This window comes from Huaxiibacter chinensis (assembly GCF_022171985.1).
Taxonomy (GTDB): Bacteria; Pseudomonadota; Gammaproteobacteria; order Enterobacterales; family Enterobacteriaceae; genus Enterobacter; species Enterobacter chinensis_A.
Genome location: NZ_JAJVHF010000001.1, coordinates 1,117,446 through 1,133,169 on the forward strand (window position 1 = coordinate 1,117,446; position 15,724 = coordinate 1,133,169).

A 15,724-nucleotide genomic window follows, 5' to 3' on the forward strand; every position below is an offset into this window, starting at 1 on the left:
CTCCTCAGATAGACAGCTTTTTGACGCGCTTGCCGCCGTACAGCAGGTTCACGATGGCACGGGTGCCGATAATAGCAGTAAACATCGACGTTGCCACACCGATACCGGTGGTGATAGCAAAGCCTTTAATCGCGCCAGTACCCACTGCATACAGGATTAGTACCTTAATCAGTGTTGTAATGTTCGCATCGAAGATGGAGCTGAAAGCGCCTTTATAGCCTTCATCGATCGCCTGTTGTACGGAGCGACCGTTGCTCAGTTCTTCTTTAATACGTTCATTTATCAGTACGTTGGCATCGACCGCCACCGCAAGGGTCAGCACGATACCCGCGATACCCGGCATCGTCAGCGTTGCGCCAGGCAGCAGGGACATAATGCCGATAATCATCACCAGGTTTGCAAGCAGCGCAGTGGTCGCAATCATGCCAAACTTCTTATAGAAGAACAGCATGAACAGGATAGAGACCGCCAGACCTGCCAGACATGCTTCCAGACCCTGCGTGATGTTTTGCATCCCCAGCGTTGGACCAATGGTACGCTCTTCAACAATCTGAATTGGCGCGATCAACGTACCCGCGCGCAGCAGCAGTGAAAGCTGACGTGCTTCATTCGGGTTGCTGATACCGGTGATACGGAAGCTGTTGCCCAGGCGAGACTGGATATTGGCGATGTTAATCACCTCTTCCTCTTTCACCAGAACCGAACGACCGTTGGCATCTTTCTTACCGCTGTCTTTGTACTCCACGAACAGGGTCGCCATCGGTTTGCCGATGTTGTCCTTGGTGAAGTTAGACATGATGTTACCACCCGCGCTATCCAGCGAAATGTTCACCTGCGGCTGGTTGTATTCATCCTGGTTAGAGGTTGAATCGGTAATATGGTCGCCGGTCAGAATCACACGTTTGTACAGCACAACCGGCTGGCCTTCACGGGTCTGTTTCACTTCTGAATCGCCCGGAACACGCCCTGAAGCGGCTGCCGACTGATCAACGTTGGTATTCACCAGACGGAATTCCAGCGTTGCCGTTGCGCCCAGAATTTCTTTAGCGCGCGCGGTATCCTGGATACCCGGTAATTCAACAACGATACGGTCAGCACCCTGACGCTGCACCAGAGGCTCAGCAACACCTAACTGGTTCACACGGTTACGCAGAATGTTAATGTTCTGCTGCACCGCGTATTCACGCGCTTCGCTCAGACGCGTATCGGTCATCACGGCGCGCAGCTGGTTGCTGCCCTGGCGTGAAAGCACCATATCGCGGTGGCGTGCAGTCAGGTAATCAATCGCCTGGTCACGTGCCGTACCGTCACGGAAGGTAATGCTTAATCCGTAGTTATCTTCCTTACGCACGGTGGTGTAAGGAATGCCTTTTTCGCGCAGGTCGCTACGCAGGCTGTCGATATTCTGTTCCTGCAGTTTACCGAGCGCGGTATCCATATCCACTTCCATCAGGAAGTGCACACCGCCACGCAGATCGAGACCGAGTTTCATCGGCTCTGCGTTAATCGCGGCTAACCAACGCGGGGTAGCAGGAGCAAGGTTCAACGCCACGACATATTTGTCACCCAGCACGCTCAGCAGCGCTTCACGGGCGCGCAGCTGCGTGTCGGTGGTGTCGAAGCGAGCAAGAATTGCGCCCTCTTCCAGTGCCACAGACTTAGCGGTAATTTTTTCTTCTTGTAACGTTTTCTGGACCTGGATCAGCGTTTGCTCACTGGCGGCGACACCGCGCGCGCCAGTGATTTGAACGGCCGGATCCTCACCATACAGGTTGGGAAGCGCGTACAGCAGGCCGACGATAAGCACGACGACCAGCATGATGTACTTCCACAAAGGATAACGGTTTAACACGGCAGTTCCCTTTGGGAAAAGTTGGGATTACAGCGCCTTCATGGTGCCTTTAGGCAGAACGGCAGCTACGAAGTCACGTTTGATAACCACTTCAGTGGTATCGTTCAGCGCGATAGAGATATAGCCAGTTTCAGCCACTTTCGTCACGCGACCCACCAGACCGCCATTGGTCAGGACTTCATCGCCTTTCGCAATGGAGTTCATCAGGTTTTTGTGCTCTTTGGTACGCTTCTGCTGTGGGCGCAGGATCATGAAATAGAAGATCAGACCAAACACCACCAGCATCAGAATCAGAGACATCGGGCTGCCCTGAGATGGCGCGCCGGTTGCTGCTACCGCATCAGAAATAAAAAAGCTCATTCAAATTCCCTCATTATTAAAATTAGTCAACGTTCAAAGGTGGTACATCACGACCCTGACGCTGGTAAAAATCGGTCACGAAGCTCTCTAATTTACCCTCTTCAATAGCCTTACGTAAACCAGCCATTAAGCGCTGATAATAACGAAGATTATGAATGGTATTGAGACGCGCCCCTAAAATCTCATTGCAGCGATCGAGATGATAAAGGTATGCGCGAGAATAATGACGACAGGTATAGCAATCACACTCGGCATCGAGCGTGCTGGTGTCGTTTTTATGCTTCGCGTTACGGATTTTCACCACACCGTCGGTCACGAACAGATGGCCGTTACGTGCGTTACGGGTAGGCATGACGCAGTCAAACATATCAATACCGCGACGTACGCCTTCTACCAGATCTTCTGGTTTGCCCACGCCCATCAGGTACCGTGGCTTATCCGCAGGGATTTGCGGGCAGACGTGCTCCAGAATACGGTGCATGTCTTCCTTAGGCTCACCTACAGCCAAACCGCCGACAGCGTAGCCATCAAAACCTATCTCTACCAGACCTTTAACGGAGATATCACGTAAATCTTCGTAAACGCTGCCCTGAATAATGCCGAACAGCGCATTTTTATTCTCAAGGGAGTCAAAACGGTCGCGGCTGCGCTTTGCCCAGCGCAGGGACATCTCCATGGAGCGTTTCGCGTAATCCCAGTCAGCCGGGTATGGCGTACATTCGTCGAAGATCATTACGATGTCGGAACCGAGATCGTACTGAATCTCCATCGATTTTTCAGGATCGAGGAAGATCGGATCGCCGTTGATAGGGTTGCGGAAATGAACGCCTTTTTCGGTGATTTTACGAATATCACCCAGGCTAAAGACCTGGAAACCGCCGGAGTCGGTCAGGATTGGGCCTTTCCACTGCATGAAATCATGCAGATCGCCGTGCAGTTTCATCACTTCCTGACCCGGACGCAGCCACAGGTGGAAGGTGTTACCGAGGATAATTTGTGCGCCAGTGGCTTCGACTTCTTCCGGCGTCATCCCTTTTACGGTGCCGTAAGTGCCCACAGGCATAAACGCGGGGGTTTCGACCACGCCGCGATCAAACACCAGGCGGCCGCGGCGCGCGCGTCCATCGGTGGTATCGAGTTCAAATTTCATTTTTATTCCTCTGTGCCAGAAAAACAGTCCAACACATTATTCTGGTGCCGCGGACTTATTCCCCGACACGCTCATTCAAAGCCTGCGGATTGTACGTGATAAACATCGCGTCCCCGTAGCTAAAAAAGCGATATTTTTGTTCTACCGCAGACTTGTAAGCCGCCATGGTGTGCTGATAACCCGCAAACGCGGACACCAGCATAATCAATGTCGATTCAGGCAGATGGAAGTTGGTCACCAGCGCATCGATCACTTTGTACTGATAACCTGGGTAGATAAAGATCTGCGTATCGCCAAAGAATGGCTCGATAAGATCGGATGTTGCCGCCTGCGCGGCGCTCTCCAGCGAGCGTACCGAGGTGGTACCCACGGCGATAACGCGGCTGCCGCGGGCTTTCGCCGCCAGTACCGCGTCTACAACGTCCTGCGGCACTTCGGCATATTCGGAGTGCATGATGTGGTCTTCAATGCTGTCGACGCGAACGGGCTGGAAGGTCCCTGCCCCAACGTGCAGCGTCACAAAGGCCATCTCAACGCCTTTCTCACGCAAGGCCGCCAGCAGGGGATCGTCAAAATGCAGGCCCGCCGTGGGGGCCGCAACCGCGCCCGGCTTCTGGCTGTAAACGGTCTGATAAAGTTCGCGGTCGGCATCTTCATCCGGGCGATCGATATACGGCGGCAGAGGCATATGGCCAATGGCGTTCAGGATATCAAGCACGGTGCGCTCGTCGTTGAACGCCACTTCAAACAGCGCATCGTGACGGGCGGTCATGGTCGCCTTAATGCTTTCGTCATCGCCCAGCAGCAGCTCTGCGCCCGGCTTCGGCGCTTTCGAGGCGCGAATGTGTGCCAGAATACGTTTATCATCAAGCATACGTTCGACAAGGACTTCAATCTTACCGCCGCTGGCTTTACGGCCAAACAGACGTGCCGGGATCACGCGGGTATTATTAAAGACCAGCAGATCGCCAGGGTTGAGCTTGTCGAGCAAATCGGTGAAAGTACCGTGCGTCAGCGCGCCCGTCGGCCCGTCCAGTGACAGTAAACGACAGCTACTGCGCTCCGGCATGGGATAGTGGGCAATCAGGGATTCAGGTAATTCAAAGGAGAAATCGGCGACGCGCATGACTTATACTCGTGACTTAAAAACAGGCGGCTTAGTCTAGTGCTCACACCACTTTGCTGCAACAACTAGCCGACGTCGGATATCAAAACGCATGAATTTTCTCGCTCACCTGCACCTTGCCCATCTCGCGGAAAGCTCTCTGTCGGGTAACCTGCTCGCTGATTTTGTGCGCGGCAACCCGGCAGAGGAGTACGCCGCCGAGGTGGTAGAAGGGATCTTTATGCATCGTCGTATCGATGTCTTAACCGATAATTTGCCCGAAGTGAAAGAGGCCAAAGCGTGGTTTCGGCCCGAGACGCGGCGCGTCGCGCCCATTACGCTCGACGTCATGTGGGATCACTTTTTGTCGCGCCACTGGGCGCAGCTTTCGCCCGATATGCCCTTGCCGGACTTCGTGCGTTATGCACAAGCGCAAGTTGCCACCATCCTTCCGGACTCGCCGCCGCGTTTTGTGAATCTTAACGACTATCTGTGGTCAGAACGGTGGCTGGAGCGCTATCGCGAGATGGCTTTTATCCAGAATGTGCTTAACGGCATGGCGAGCCGACGGCCCCGCCTGGACGCGCTGCGCGACTCCTGGCAAGACCTCGATACGCACTACGATGCGCTGGAGAGCCGTTTCTGGCAGTTTTATCCGCGCATGATGGCACAGGCGAAAAGTAAACAGCTTTAATCGCGCTGCGATTGATAGGTAAAAGCTGGCTGAACGATTGTTCGCGCCTCTTTGTGTTAAGGACGAACACTCTCTATACTGGCCCGCGTTGCGTTCCAAATAACCTTAGTCACTACAGGAGAATCACATGGTTCTGGTCACTCGTCCGGCTCCGGATTTTACAGCTGCAGCAGTTCTGGGCAACGGTGAAATCGTTGAAAACTTCAACTTCAAACAGCACACCAACGGTAAAGCTACCGTTCTGTTCTTCTGGCCAATGGACTTCACCTTCGTTTGCCCTTCAGAACTGATCGCGTTCGACAAACGTTACGAAGAATTCCAGAAACGTGGCGTGGAAGTGGTTGGCGTCTCTTTCGACTCTGAATTTGTCCACAACGCATGGCGTAACACCCCTGTCGACAAAGGCGGCATCGGTGCAGTGAAATACGCGATGGTTGCGGACATCAAACGCGAAATCCAGCAGGCTTACGGTATCGAACATCCGGACGCTGGCGTTGCGCTGCGCGGTTCTTTCCTGATCGACGCGAACGGCATCGTGCGTCACCAGGTGGTGAACGATCTGCCGCTGGGCCGTAACATCGACGAAATGCTGCGCATGGTTGACGCGCTGCAGTTCCACGAAGAGCACGGCGAAGTGTGCCCGGCTCAGTGGGAAAAAGGCAAAGAAGGCATGAACGCGTCTCCGGACGGCGTTGCTAAGTACCTGTCTGAAAACGTGACCAACCTGTAACAGGTCTGGATAACACAAGGCCCGCTGATGCGGGCCTTTTTGTTTTTGTGCCTGTTCCACGCAGATTAAAACGCGAAGCATGAACACCCGAGCACGCCCCAGAACGCTCCATCATCCGACACCGGGATCCCCGCATGGCGCGCAATGCCGTGCTGATGACCATGGACGCCACAGCTGCCAATACACTGGTGCATTTGCACCACTGCACCTGCGTTAGCCGCAACCGGCGGTGCAGAACGATAATGGCCAGGCACTTTCACCACCGGTGACCACTCTGGCAATACCGGGATCGGCGGCGGTGAGAACGGGCTAAAATAGCCAGCCGCGTAAACCACTTTGCCATCGACCACCGTCAGCACAGATTCAATCCCTTTTATCTCGTCTTCCGCCACGCTGAAATAGTCTTTTGACAGTACCACCAGATCGGCCAACTGCCCGGCCACAATGCGCCCTTTCTTGCCCTGCTCGCTGGAGAACCAGGCGCTGCCCGCCGTCCAGAGTTCCAGCGCCACGTCGCGCGGCAGACGATTGCTGTCGTCATACATCGCCATCCCGCCCACGGTCCGTCCCGAAACCAGCCAGTAGAGCGCCGTCCACGGGTTGTAACTCGCCACGCGGGTCGCATCGGTACCTAATCCCACCGGCACCTCCAGTTCCAGCATTTTCGCGACAGGAGGGGTATGTTTCACCGCATCTTTGCCATAACGATCGACGAAATATTCGCCCTGGAACGCCATGCGGTGCTGAACCGCGATTCCCCCGCCCAATGCTTTCACGCGTTCGATATTGCGTTCGGTAATGGTTTCGGCGTGATCGAAGAACCAGTGCAGACCGTTGAACGGAATGTCGCGATTGACCTTCTCGAAAACGTCCAGCATCCGGCTAATGGATTCGTCGTAAGTGGCGTGCAGGCGGAACGGCCAGCGATTCTTCACCAGATGACGCACCACGCGCTCCAGCTCATCCTCCATGCCTTCCGGCAGATCGGGACGCGGCTGCAGGAAATCTTCGAAATCCGCCGCCGAGAAGACCAGCATCTCCCCTGCCCCATTTGCGCGGTAGAAATCCGTCCCCTGCCCCGGCTTAAGCATATCGGTCCAGCGCTCGAAATCCTCCAGCTCCTGCTTAGGGCGCTGGGTAAAGAGGTTGTAGGCGATGCGGATCGTCATCTGCTCTTTAGCATGCAGCTCTTCGATAATTTCGTAATCTTCCGGGTAGTTCTGGAAACCCCCGCCCGCATCAATGGCGCTGGTCAGCCCAAGACGATTAAGCTCGCGCATAAACTGACGGGTGGAGTTCACCTGCTGCTCCAGCGGCAGTTTCGGTCCTTTTGCCAGAGTGGAATAGAGGATCATGGCATTGGGTTTCGCCACCAGCATCCCGGTCGGGTTGCCGTTGTTATCCCGCACGATCTCGCCCCCCGGCGGGTTTGGCGTCTCTTTGGTGTAGCCCACGGCCTTCAGGGCTGCGCGGTTAAGCAGCGCGCGATCGTACAGATGCAGGACAAATACCGGGGTGTCCGGTGCCGCCTCGTTTAACTCCTCAATCGTCGGCATACGGCGCTCGGCAAACTGGAATTCACTCCAGCCCCCGACGACGCGAACCCACTGCGGCGTTGGGGTGCGATCGGCCTGGTCTTTCAGCATACGCAGCGCATCGGCAAGCGAAGGAACCCCTTCCCAGCGCAGCTCCAGGTTGTAGTTCAGGCCGCCGCGAATCAAATGAAGGTGTGAATCGTTAAGACCAGGAATCACCGTACTTCCTTTGAGATCGACTATTTGCGTGCCTTCGGTCGCATAGCTCATGATGCGATCGTGCGTCCCGGTCGCGAGAATTTTGCCATCCGCGATCGCTACCGCTTCAGTTTGCGGGTTTTCACGATCGAGCGTATGGATCTTACCTTTGGTTAAGATCAGTGTGGCAGTGTGAGACATAACGTAACTCCTTGAAGCCCGATCAGGCTTTTTTCAGCCATCCGGCAAACAGTCGTGTCACGATGGGCATCCATAACCAGACCACCAGCGCGACCACACAGGCATCGTTAATAAAATGCAGTAACAGGGTTCCTTTCAGCCCGGGCAACAACAGGCCGGTCACCAGCGGCACTATGTTGGTGCTGGGGAAGATCACCAGCAGGGTCAGCAGGAACTGTTTCCACGATTTAGGCTTGCGCACATGCGGTTCAGGTGGCGTAAACCAGAAGGCCGCATCGGTCCGGACCTCGGTTTTGTCCCCTTCTGCCAGTAAGGGCTCAATCTCTTTGACCAGCTGGTTGCGGGTATCGGACTGCGTCCAGGCGTACAGATGGTCCAGCGAATCGAACCGGATAATTACCGTCCACAGATCTTGCCCTGCAGAAGGGCGAATGACGTTTGCGCCCAGATGACCGGGAAAGTCAGCAGCGACGGGCATAATTTTGCCCAGCCACTGCTCATATCGCTCTGCCTGCCCGGCCAGCAGCGTATGGGTGATCACCAGCGTGACATGTGAATGTTGCGGCATAACAGTTTCCCAAACGTGATTGGGCGGGACGTCCCGCCCGAAACAATTTATGCCTTGCGCTCAGGTGCGCCATGGACCAGCGTGTAGGCGTAATCGACGCCCATACCATAGGCTCCGCTGTGCTCGCGAACCAGATCCATGACCGGATCGTAGGTCTCTTTACGTGACCAGTCGCGCTGGTATTCAAGAAGGACCTGCTGCCAGGTCACCGGAACGGCCCCCGCCTGCACCATACGATCGATCGCGCGTTCGTGGGCATCAACCGACGTGCCGCCAGAGGTATCGGTCACTACATACACTTCAAAGCCTTCATCCAGCGCCATCAACGCCGGGAAGGTGAGGCAAACTTCCGTCCACAGGGCAGAGATAATGAGTTTCTTGCGGCCCGTCGCTTTAACTGCCGCAACAAACGCCTCATCTTCCCAGGAGTTCATCGAGGTACGTTCAATGGGTTTTACATCAGGGTGGACGGCCAGTAATTCCGGCCAGATATAGCCACTAAAACTTTTTGTCTCTACGGATGTGTAGATAACAGGTACATCAAAAATTTTGCCTGCTTTCGCCAGCGCAACCGTATTATTCTTCAATAACTGGCGGTCAATATTGGCCACGCCGAATGACATTTGCGGCTGGTGATCGATAAAAATCAACGTGGAGTTAGACGGATCAATCAATTCACGAATAGACATAAATGCACCTTTAATCAACAGGTTAAAATAATTTTCATTGTGTGCTATATGAGAAAGGGCCCTGACTGATAAAGCAATTTGAGTATAGCGAGAATGGCGTGAGGAGATAGTTAAGATATTTGTCTGCTCTGTTGAATTAAACCGAACGACTTTGAAAATAATAGTGCAACGGGTCATCCCTGACCCGTTGAAGAGAAGAATTATTGACCGAACCAGATGGATGCAGAAAGAGCGGGTAAAGAGAGTATTCCGTCCTGTATGTCGCCTTTGCCCTCTTTTAACTGCCAGCGTTCGACGTTAAGCAGCGGGGAGTCATCCAGCACCACTTCGCACGCCTCGCCACGGTTGATGGCCACCAGCACCCGCTGCTGATTATACACTCTGGCAAACACCACCACGTTGTCATGGGCGTACATTACCTGACAACCGCCGTAGCGCAGCGCCTGGTTTTGTTTACGCAGCGTCGCCAGGCGCTGATACAGACTCAGCAAGACCTTGTCCTGGCGCTCATCTTCCCAGGGGAAGGTTTTGCGGCAGAACGGGTCGTTGTTACCGTCAAGGCCGACTTCATCCCCGTAGTAAATGCACGGCACGCCGGGCCAGGTAAAGAGCCAGGTCACCGCCAGCGGCAAGCGGGCGACATCTTTGCCTAATAACGACTTGAAGCGCGCCGTATCATGGCTGTCGAGCTGATTAAACATTCTCAGCTGTTGTTGATGCGACAGGCCGGCGCGGTAGTTCTCCATCCACGCCATGCAGGTTTGCGCATCAATCAGCTGCGGATCGTAGGAGATATCGGTATTGGCCAGAAATCCCCAGAGCGGGAACGTGAAGCCGCGATAGTTCATCGATGCATCTTCCGCATCGGCCTGCAGCCATTGTCGCGCATCACCAAAGTGCTCGCCAAAGACAAAGGCGTCCGGCCGCGCGGCTTTCGCCGAACGCGTAATACCCGCCACGTGCTGCAGGTTGTTACGCGCCCCGCCCGCTTCACCGAGCATATGCACCACGTCCAGCCGCCAGCCGTCCATGTTCCACGGCGGATTCAGCCAGTGGCGCACGATACTGTCTTCACCCCCGTAGATTTCCTCCACCAGCGAAGGCGACTGAAAATCGAGTTTTGGCAGACTGGCGTAGCCTAACCAGTCCAGCGCCTGACCGTCGTCGTTAAAGCTGTACCAGTCCCGTTGCGTGGATTCAGGATTATGGCAGGCCCCGCCCATCCACTGATTATGGCGGTCAAACCAGGCGTGGGAATCGCCGCTATGGTTGAACACACCGTCCAGAATCAGCCGCATACCGGCCTTTTTCGTCTTCTCACGCAGACGCAACAGCGCCTCGTCACCGCCAAACTGGGGGTCAACGTGGCGATAATCTTCGGTGTCGTACTTATGCACGCTCGGCGCTTTGAATATCGGGTTCAGATACAGCGCCGTCACGCCCAGCGCTTTTAACCAGGGTAATTTCTCACTGATGCCGTCCAGATCGCCGCCGTAGAAGGTTGATCCTCCGGCCTGAGCGGTCACCGGCTCGTGCCACTCCTTGCGAAGGATGTCGTGCCCTGCTGCATGGTGGTAATAGACCCGATCCTGCTCAGCCGACCGCGACGCGCTGCGGGCAAAACGATCCGGGAATATTTGATAGAAGACCTGATCGTTGACCCACTGCGGGCCGTTGTCCGGAAAATCGACGGCAAACTGTTCCAGCCGTGCCGGTGGAAAACGACTCAAACCCTGAGGGGTGAACCAGAGCTGGCGGTTATTCCATAACAGCTTGAAGCTGTAGCGACGGCGGGGCTGCCCGCTGTTCAAATCAATCGTTGCCCGCCACACCGTGACGCCAGGCTGTGGCTGGCTCCGCTGTTTATGCATCTTCAGCGTGGTTTCTTCGTTATCCACTTCCGCCCGCAGCGTGAGGCGTTCGGGTGGATTTTCCCCGGTGAGCCACAGCGAAATGACAAGTTTATCTTTGTTTTGCTTAACAAATGGGGCAACCGGTAGGTGCCAGGCGTTCAACATCACGAATCCCCTTTGATGAATTTGAGGCCACCTTGCCACAGCGTAGTGGAGGATCACTCATCATGAAAAGGTTTATTGGGGGAGGAGGACGGGGGAGGAGCAAGCAGGCCCTCTCACGATACGGAGAGGGCCTGTTATTTTACTGCATTTGTGCCAGCTGACGCTCGCGACGGCGCTTAAACGCCCAGCCAATCAGAAGCAAAATGATCCAGGCAAAACCGACGTAGAGCGAAATTCGGGTATCCGGATGATAACCAATCAGGCCGATGATGAAGACCAGGAACAGCAGTCCGACAACGGTCGTCGCCACCCCGCCCGGCACTTTAAACTTCAGCGCTTTCACCTCTTCCGGCGGCAGACGGCGACGGAAACCAATCTGGGAGAGCAGGATCATGATCCACACCCATACCGTTGCAAAGGTCGCCAGCGAGGCAATCACCAGGAAGACGTTTTCCGGCATGATGTAGTTGAGGTAGACCGAGAACAGCAAGGCAACCGTCATCACCATCACCGTCACCCACGGCGTGCCGCGACGCGAGGTTTTGGCGAAGATTTTGGGTGCGTTCCCCTGCTCCGCCATACCGTGCAGCATACGGCCCACGCCGAAGACATCGCTGTTGATCGCGGAGAAGGAGGCCGTCAGCACCACAAAGTTGAGAATGCTCGCCGCAAAGGCGATGCCCATATGCTGGAAGGTCAGAACAAACGGACTGCCGTTGGTGCCCACCTGGTTCCAGGGATAGATGGACATGATCACAAACAGTGTGCCCACGTAAAACACCAGAATACGCATCGGCACGGAGTTAATGGCGCGAGGAATGGATTTTTCCGGGTCTTTCGCTTCGCCAGCGGTGATGCCGATAATTTCAATCCCGCCGTAGGCGAACATCACCATCTGCAAAGACATCACCATGCCGAGCCAGCCGTGGCTGAAGAAGCCGCCGTTTGTCCACAGGTTATGGATGCCGGTCGGTTGCCCGCCGTTGCCAATGCCCCAGATAATGATGCCAAAGCCTGCCGCAATCATAATGATGATGGTGGCGACCTTAAAGAATGAGAACCAGAATTCCAGCTCCCCAAAGACCTTCACGCTCATCAAATTCACGGCGCAAATAATGAGCACCACGCTCAGCACCCATATCCAGTGCGGCACCAGCGGGAACCAGACGCCCATGTAGATACCGAATGCCGTGACATCGGCAATGGCAACAATGAGAATTTCGAAGCAGTAGGTCCAGCCGGTGATATAGCCTGCGAGCGGGCCTAAGTTTTCCTGGGCATAGCGGGAGAAGGAGCTGGCAGAAGGGTTATGTACGGACATTTCCCCCAGCGCACGCATTATGATGTAGGCCGCCGCGCCGCCGATGATATAGGCCAGAAGAACGCTTGGCCCTGCCATTTTAATCGCATCAGCCGAGCCGTAAAAAAGCCCGGTACCGATAGCGGAGCCGAGCGCCATAAAGCGAATGTGGCGCGTGCTCAGTCCACGTTTTAGTTTGTTAGTGCTTTCCATTTACGTCTTGCCATTCAACTCAAAAAAAACAAAAAACCACGGGGCCTTAAGCCCCGTGGTTAAACAATTTTGTCGTTGATTAATGCGCGCTGGACGTAACCTGACGCCCTGCTGCACGGTCCCAGATAATTGCCAGAACCAGCGCTACAACGGTTGGCATCAACCAGGCCAGCCCTTGCTCGGACAGCGGCAAACGCTGTGTCCAGGCGGGGAGGATGCCACCAAATGCCGACGCTTTAATCCCGTCAAGGATACCAAAAAGCAGGCTGATAAACATCGCCGGAGCAATAATTCGCGACGAATTATTCCACCACGGACGGGTAAAGCTCAGCACCACCAGCACAATACACGGCGGATAGATGGCCGTCAGCACCGGAATGGAGATCTGAATCAGGTGGCTCAGACCCAGGTTCGACACCGCCATGGAGAAGCCGCCGAGGATAAAGACCAGCGAGCGGTAAGAGAGCGGAAGATATTGAGCAAAGAACTCCGCACAGGCACAGGTCAGGCCAACAGCCGTGACCAGACACGCCAGGAAAATCAGCACCGCCAGCAACATACTGCCCGCACCACCGAAGGTGTGCTGAACGTATGCATGCAGGATAGCCGCACCGTTGGCATTCTGATCGACCAGGGTCGCACTGTCGGAGCCCAGACGGAACAGCGCCAGATAGAGCAGCGTCAGGCCGACACCCGCCATCAAACCTGCCCAGATGGTGTAGCGCGTCAGCAGACGGGCTTCCGTCACGCCACGAGAGCGAGCCGCGTTAACAATCACGATACCGAAGACCATCGCACCCAGCGTATCCATCGTCAGATAGCCGTTCACAAAGCCGTTCGAAAACGCCGCATTTTTATAAGCGTCCATCGCGTCACTGATAGGGCCGGCTGGCCAGACAATGGCGGCAACGGCCAGAACCACCAGCGCCACGATTTTCATCGGCGCCAGGAAGTTGCCGACGGTATCCAGCAGTTTGCCCGGATAGAGAGAGACCAGGATAACAATCGCGAAGTAAACCAGGCTGTAGATAAACAGCGGCATCGCACCGTCACCGGTCAGCGGGGCAATCCCCACTTCAAAAGAGACGGTTGCGGTACGCGGCGTGGCAAACAGCGGACCGACGGCGAGATAGCAGACGGTCGCCAGCAGCACGCCCGCGACTTTACCAATCGGCGTGCTCAGGCTGTCCACACCACCACCGACTTTCGCCAGCGCAATAACGGTCAGAACCGGCAGGCCCACCGCGGTGATCAGGAAGCCAAATGCGGCTGTCCAGACGTGTTCACCCGCCTGCAAACCAACCATTGGCGGAAAAATGATGTTACCTGCGCCAACGAACAACGCAAAAGTCATAAAGCCCAGTGCGATGATGTCACGCGATTTTAAATGATGGGTCATAGAACCTTACTGCCTGTGGATGTGGTGTTGAAAACGTTGAAATTTTCGCCATCCCAAACGGGACAATAGAGCGGAAAATTTACTCAATTTCAGCGGGATATGCTCCCCAGCTGACGTGGCGAAGAATAGTTTTTCGATTTACCACGCAAATACAGTCGGTCTGACAGTATATGGGGGGCAATTTAAACGCTTATAACGTTTAAAGGCAAGGTGGGATCGTAAAACCAGAACAATATGCCAGCATGAAAAACACGACCAGCACAAACCGCTAAGTATAAGAAAAACCCATGGCTAATCATGCGAACAAAAATGCAGCAACCGTATAATATTCACTCGCGTTTCGCTTGACTGCAAAGCAAACAGGCCAGCTTACGCTGGCCTGTGTAACGTCACGCTGACAAGGCGGCTGTCAGGCGCTTTTTTTGGCAATTAAACGTTCCGGGATAACGAAGCTGAAACGGGTTCCCTGGCCCGGAGCGCTCTGAATATCGAGCCGGCTTTCATGATGCTGAACGGCGTGCTTCACAATGGCCAGCCCCAGCCCGCTTCCGCCCGTCTGACGCGATCGCGCTTTATCCACCCGGTAGAAGCGCTCGGTCAGGCGGGGAATGTGCTCGGCAGCAATGCCCGGGCCGTTATCCTCCACGCTGAACTCCGCCCCGGTTGGAGTGCGCTGCCAGCGCACACGAACATGGGTGCCTTCCGGGGTATGATTCACCGCGTTATACACCAGGTTCGACATCGCGCTGCGTAGCTGGTCTTCACTGCCCAGGACTTTCAGGGCGTTATCCACCTCAAAGGCCAGCGTATGCTTTTGGTGGCTCAGCGTTTGCGCTTCACGCTCGACGACCCGCAGCATCATCGGCACGTCAATGGTCTCGTTGAGCGCCAGGGTCGGCGCCGCTTCAATTTTTGACAGCGTCAGAAGCTGCTTTACCAGCCCTTCCATGCGATGCGTTTGCTCCCGCATGGTATGGAGCGCTTTCTCACGGGGAGCTCCTTCCAGCGTTTGCTCCTGCATCATCTCCAGATACCCCTGCAGCACCGTCAGCGGTGTGCGAAGTTCATGGCTGACGTTGGCAAAGAAGTTGCGGCGTGCGCCTTCGAGCTGGTGCATCTGGGTGACGTCGCGCGCCACCATTAACCACTGCTGATCGCTGTAAGGCATAACGCGGATCTCCAGATGACGACCGTTGTTCAGCACCAGGTTATGCGGGCGGGTAAAGTCACGTTTTTTCAGGTAGTGGGTGAATTCAGGATAGCGAAGGAGGTTAAGAATGTTTTGCCCGTTGTCATCGGGCCAGCGTAATCCCAGCAGCTGTTGCGCCAGTCCGTTACACCAGAAGATGGTGCCTTCTTCGGTGGTGAGGATCACCGCGTCGGGCAGCGACTCCGCCCCACTTCGAAAGCGTTTAATCAGGCTACCCAGTTCGCGGCGGCGCTTTTTATTGCGCATCTGCATCTGGTGCAGGCCGTAGAGCAGGGGTTCCCAGCTGCCGCTGCCCGGTGGCGGCGTCATGCTGCGATCAACCCATAACCACCAGGAAAGACGGAGTAAATTCCAGAAATGCCAAACGAGTAGCCCGGTCACTGCCGCCAGTAAAAACCAGGGAAGATAGCCAAAAATAGCCCCCAAAATGAGGGCCGGAAGACAACATAAAATCAGTTCAAATACGAGCCTTTTCCATGACAGACGTTCCAGCACGCGTCAC

The 15,724-nt window shown here is 55.1% G+C and carries 13 protein-coding genes; 2 read left to right on the plus strand and 11 right to left on the minus strand.

Annotated features, from left to right (window positions below; translation table 11 throughout):
* Positions 1-4 precede the first annotated feature (4 nt).
* The 4 genes from secD to queA are packed head-to-tail and all read right to left on the minus strand — an operon-like array spanning position 5 to position 4,488.
* Complete coding sequence (gene secD / locus LZP96_RS05375; protein WP_258925721.1) at positions 5-1,852, minus strand: protein translocase subunit SecD; 1,848 nt, start codon at positions 1,850-1,852, stop codon at positions 5-7.
* A gap of 27 nt (positions 1,853-1,879) precedes the next feature.
* Positions 1,880-2,212: a preprotein translocase subunit YajC gene (gene yajC, locus LZP96_RS05380; protein WP_064325012.1), complete on the minus strand. Its 333-nt coding sequence runs from the start codon at positions 2,210-2,212 to the stop codon at positions 1,880-1,882.
* Between the two features lie 22 nt (positions 2,213-2,234).
* Entirely contained in the window at positions 2,235-3,362 is a 1,128-nt protein-coding gene (tgt, locus tag LZP96_RS05385; RefSeq protein WP_064325011.1) for a tRNA guanosine(34) transglycosylase Tgt, read from the minus strand.
* A 55-nt stretch (positions 3,363-3,417) separates the two neighbouring features.
* Positions 3,418-4,488, minus strand: coding sequence for a tRNA preQ1(34) S-adenosylmethionine ribosyltransferase-isomerase QueA (gene queA, locus LZP96_RS05390; RefSeq protein WP_064325010.1), 1,071 nt, complete (start codon positions 4,486-4,488; stop codon positions 3,418-3,420).
* A gap of 91 nt (positions 4,489-4,579) precedes the next feature.
* On the opposite strand from queA, the gene acpH reads away from it, so the two are divergent.
* Together acpH and LZP96_RS05400 are read left to right on the plus strand one after the other, a co-directional pair.
* Positions 4,580-5,161, plus strand: coding sequence for an ACP phosphodiesterase (gene acpH / locus LZP96_RS05395; RefSeq protein WP_064325009.1), 582 nt, complete (start codon positions 4,580-4,582; stop codon positions 5,159-5,161).
* Positions 5,162-5,288: 127 nt separating this feature from the next.
* Positions 5,289-5,891: a peroxiredoxin C gene (locus LZP96_RS05400; RefSeq protein WP_064325008.1), complete on the plus strand. Its 603-nt coding sequence runs from the start codon at positions 5,289-5,291 to the stop codon at positions 5,889-5,891.
* A gap of 65 nt (positions 5,892-5,956) precedes the next feature.
* Here LZP96_RS05400 and LZP96_RS05405 read toward each other — a convergent pair whose 3' ends face one another.
* From LZP96_RS05405 to phoR, 7 genes are all read right to left on the minus strand, one after another.
* Entirely contained in the window at positions 5,957-7,825 is a 1,869-nt protein-coding gene (locus tag LZP96_RS05405; RefSeq protein WP_258925722.1) for an amidohydrolase, read from the minus strand.
* 22 nt (positions 7,826-7,847) lie between these two features.
* Positions 7,848-8,393, minus strand: a complete 546-nt coding sequence (locus tag LZP96_RS05410) for an antibiotic biosynthesis monooxygenase (protein ID WP_064325006.1) — start codon at positions 8,391-8,393, stop codon at positions 7,848-7,850.
* 47 nt (positions 8,394-8,440) lie between these two features.
* Complete coding sequence (locus LZP96_RS05415; protein WP_064325005.1) at positions 8,441-9,082, minus strand: hydrolase; 642 nt, start codon at positions 9,080-9,082, stop codon at positions 8,441-8,443.
* A 200-nt stretch (positions 9,083-9,282) separates the two neighbouring features.
* The gene (gene malZ, locus LZP96_RS05420) at positions 9,283-11,100 is read right to left on the minus strand and encodes a maltodextrin glucosidase (RefSeq protein WP_064325004.1); all 1,818 of its coding nucleotides are present in this window, start codon (positions 11,098-11,100) and stop codon (positions 9,283-9,285) included.
* Positions 11,101-11,239: 139 nt separating this feature from the next.
* Positions 11,240-12,613 (minus strand): proline-specific permease ProY, encoded by a 1,374-nt coding sequence (proY, locus tag LZP96_RS05425; RefSeq protein ID WP_064325003.1) that lies wholly within the window; start codon positions 12,611-12,613, stop codon positions 11,240-11,242.
* Positions 12,614-12,692: 79 nt separating this feature from the next.
* Positions 12,693-14,012 carry a branched-chain amino acid transporter carrier protein BrnQ gene (gene brnQ, locus LZP96_RS05430; protein ID WP_064325002.1) on the minus strand — a complete coding sequence of 440 codons (1,320 nt, stop codon included), beginning with the start codon at positions 14,010-14,012 and terminating at the stop codon, positions 12,693-12,695.
* 409 nt (positions 14,013-14,421) lie between these two features.
* A complete protein-coding gene (phoR, locus tag LZP96_RS05435) occupies positions 14,422-15,717 on the minus strand; it encodes a phosphate regulon sensor histidine kinase PhoR (RefSeq protein WP_064325001.1) in 1,296 nt (431 codons plus the stop codon).
* Between the last annotated feature and the right edge of the window lie 7 nt (positions 15,718-15,724).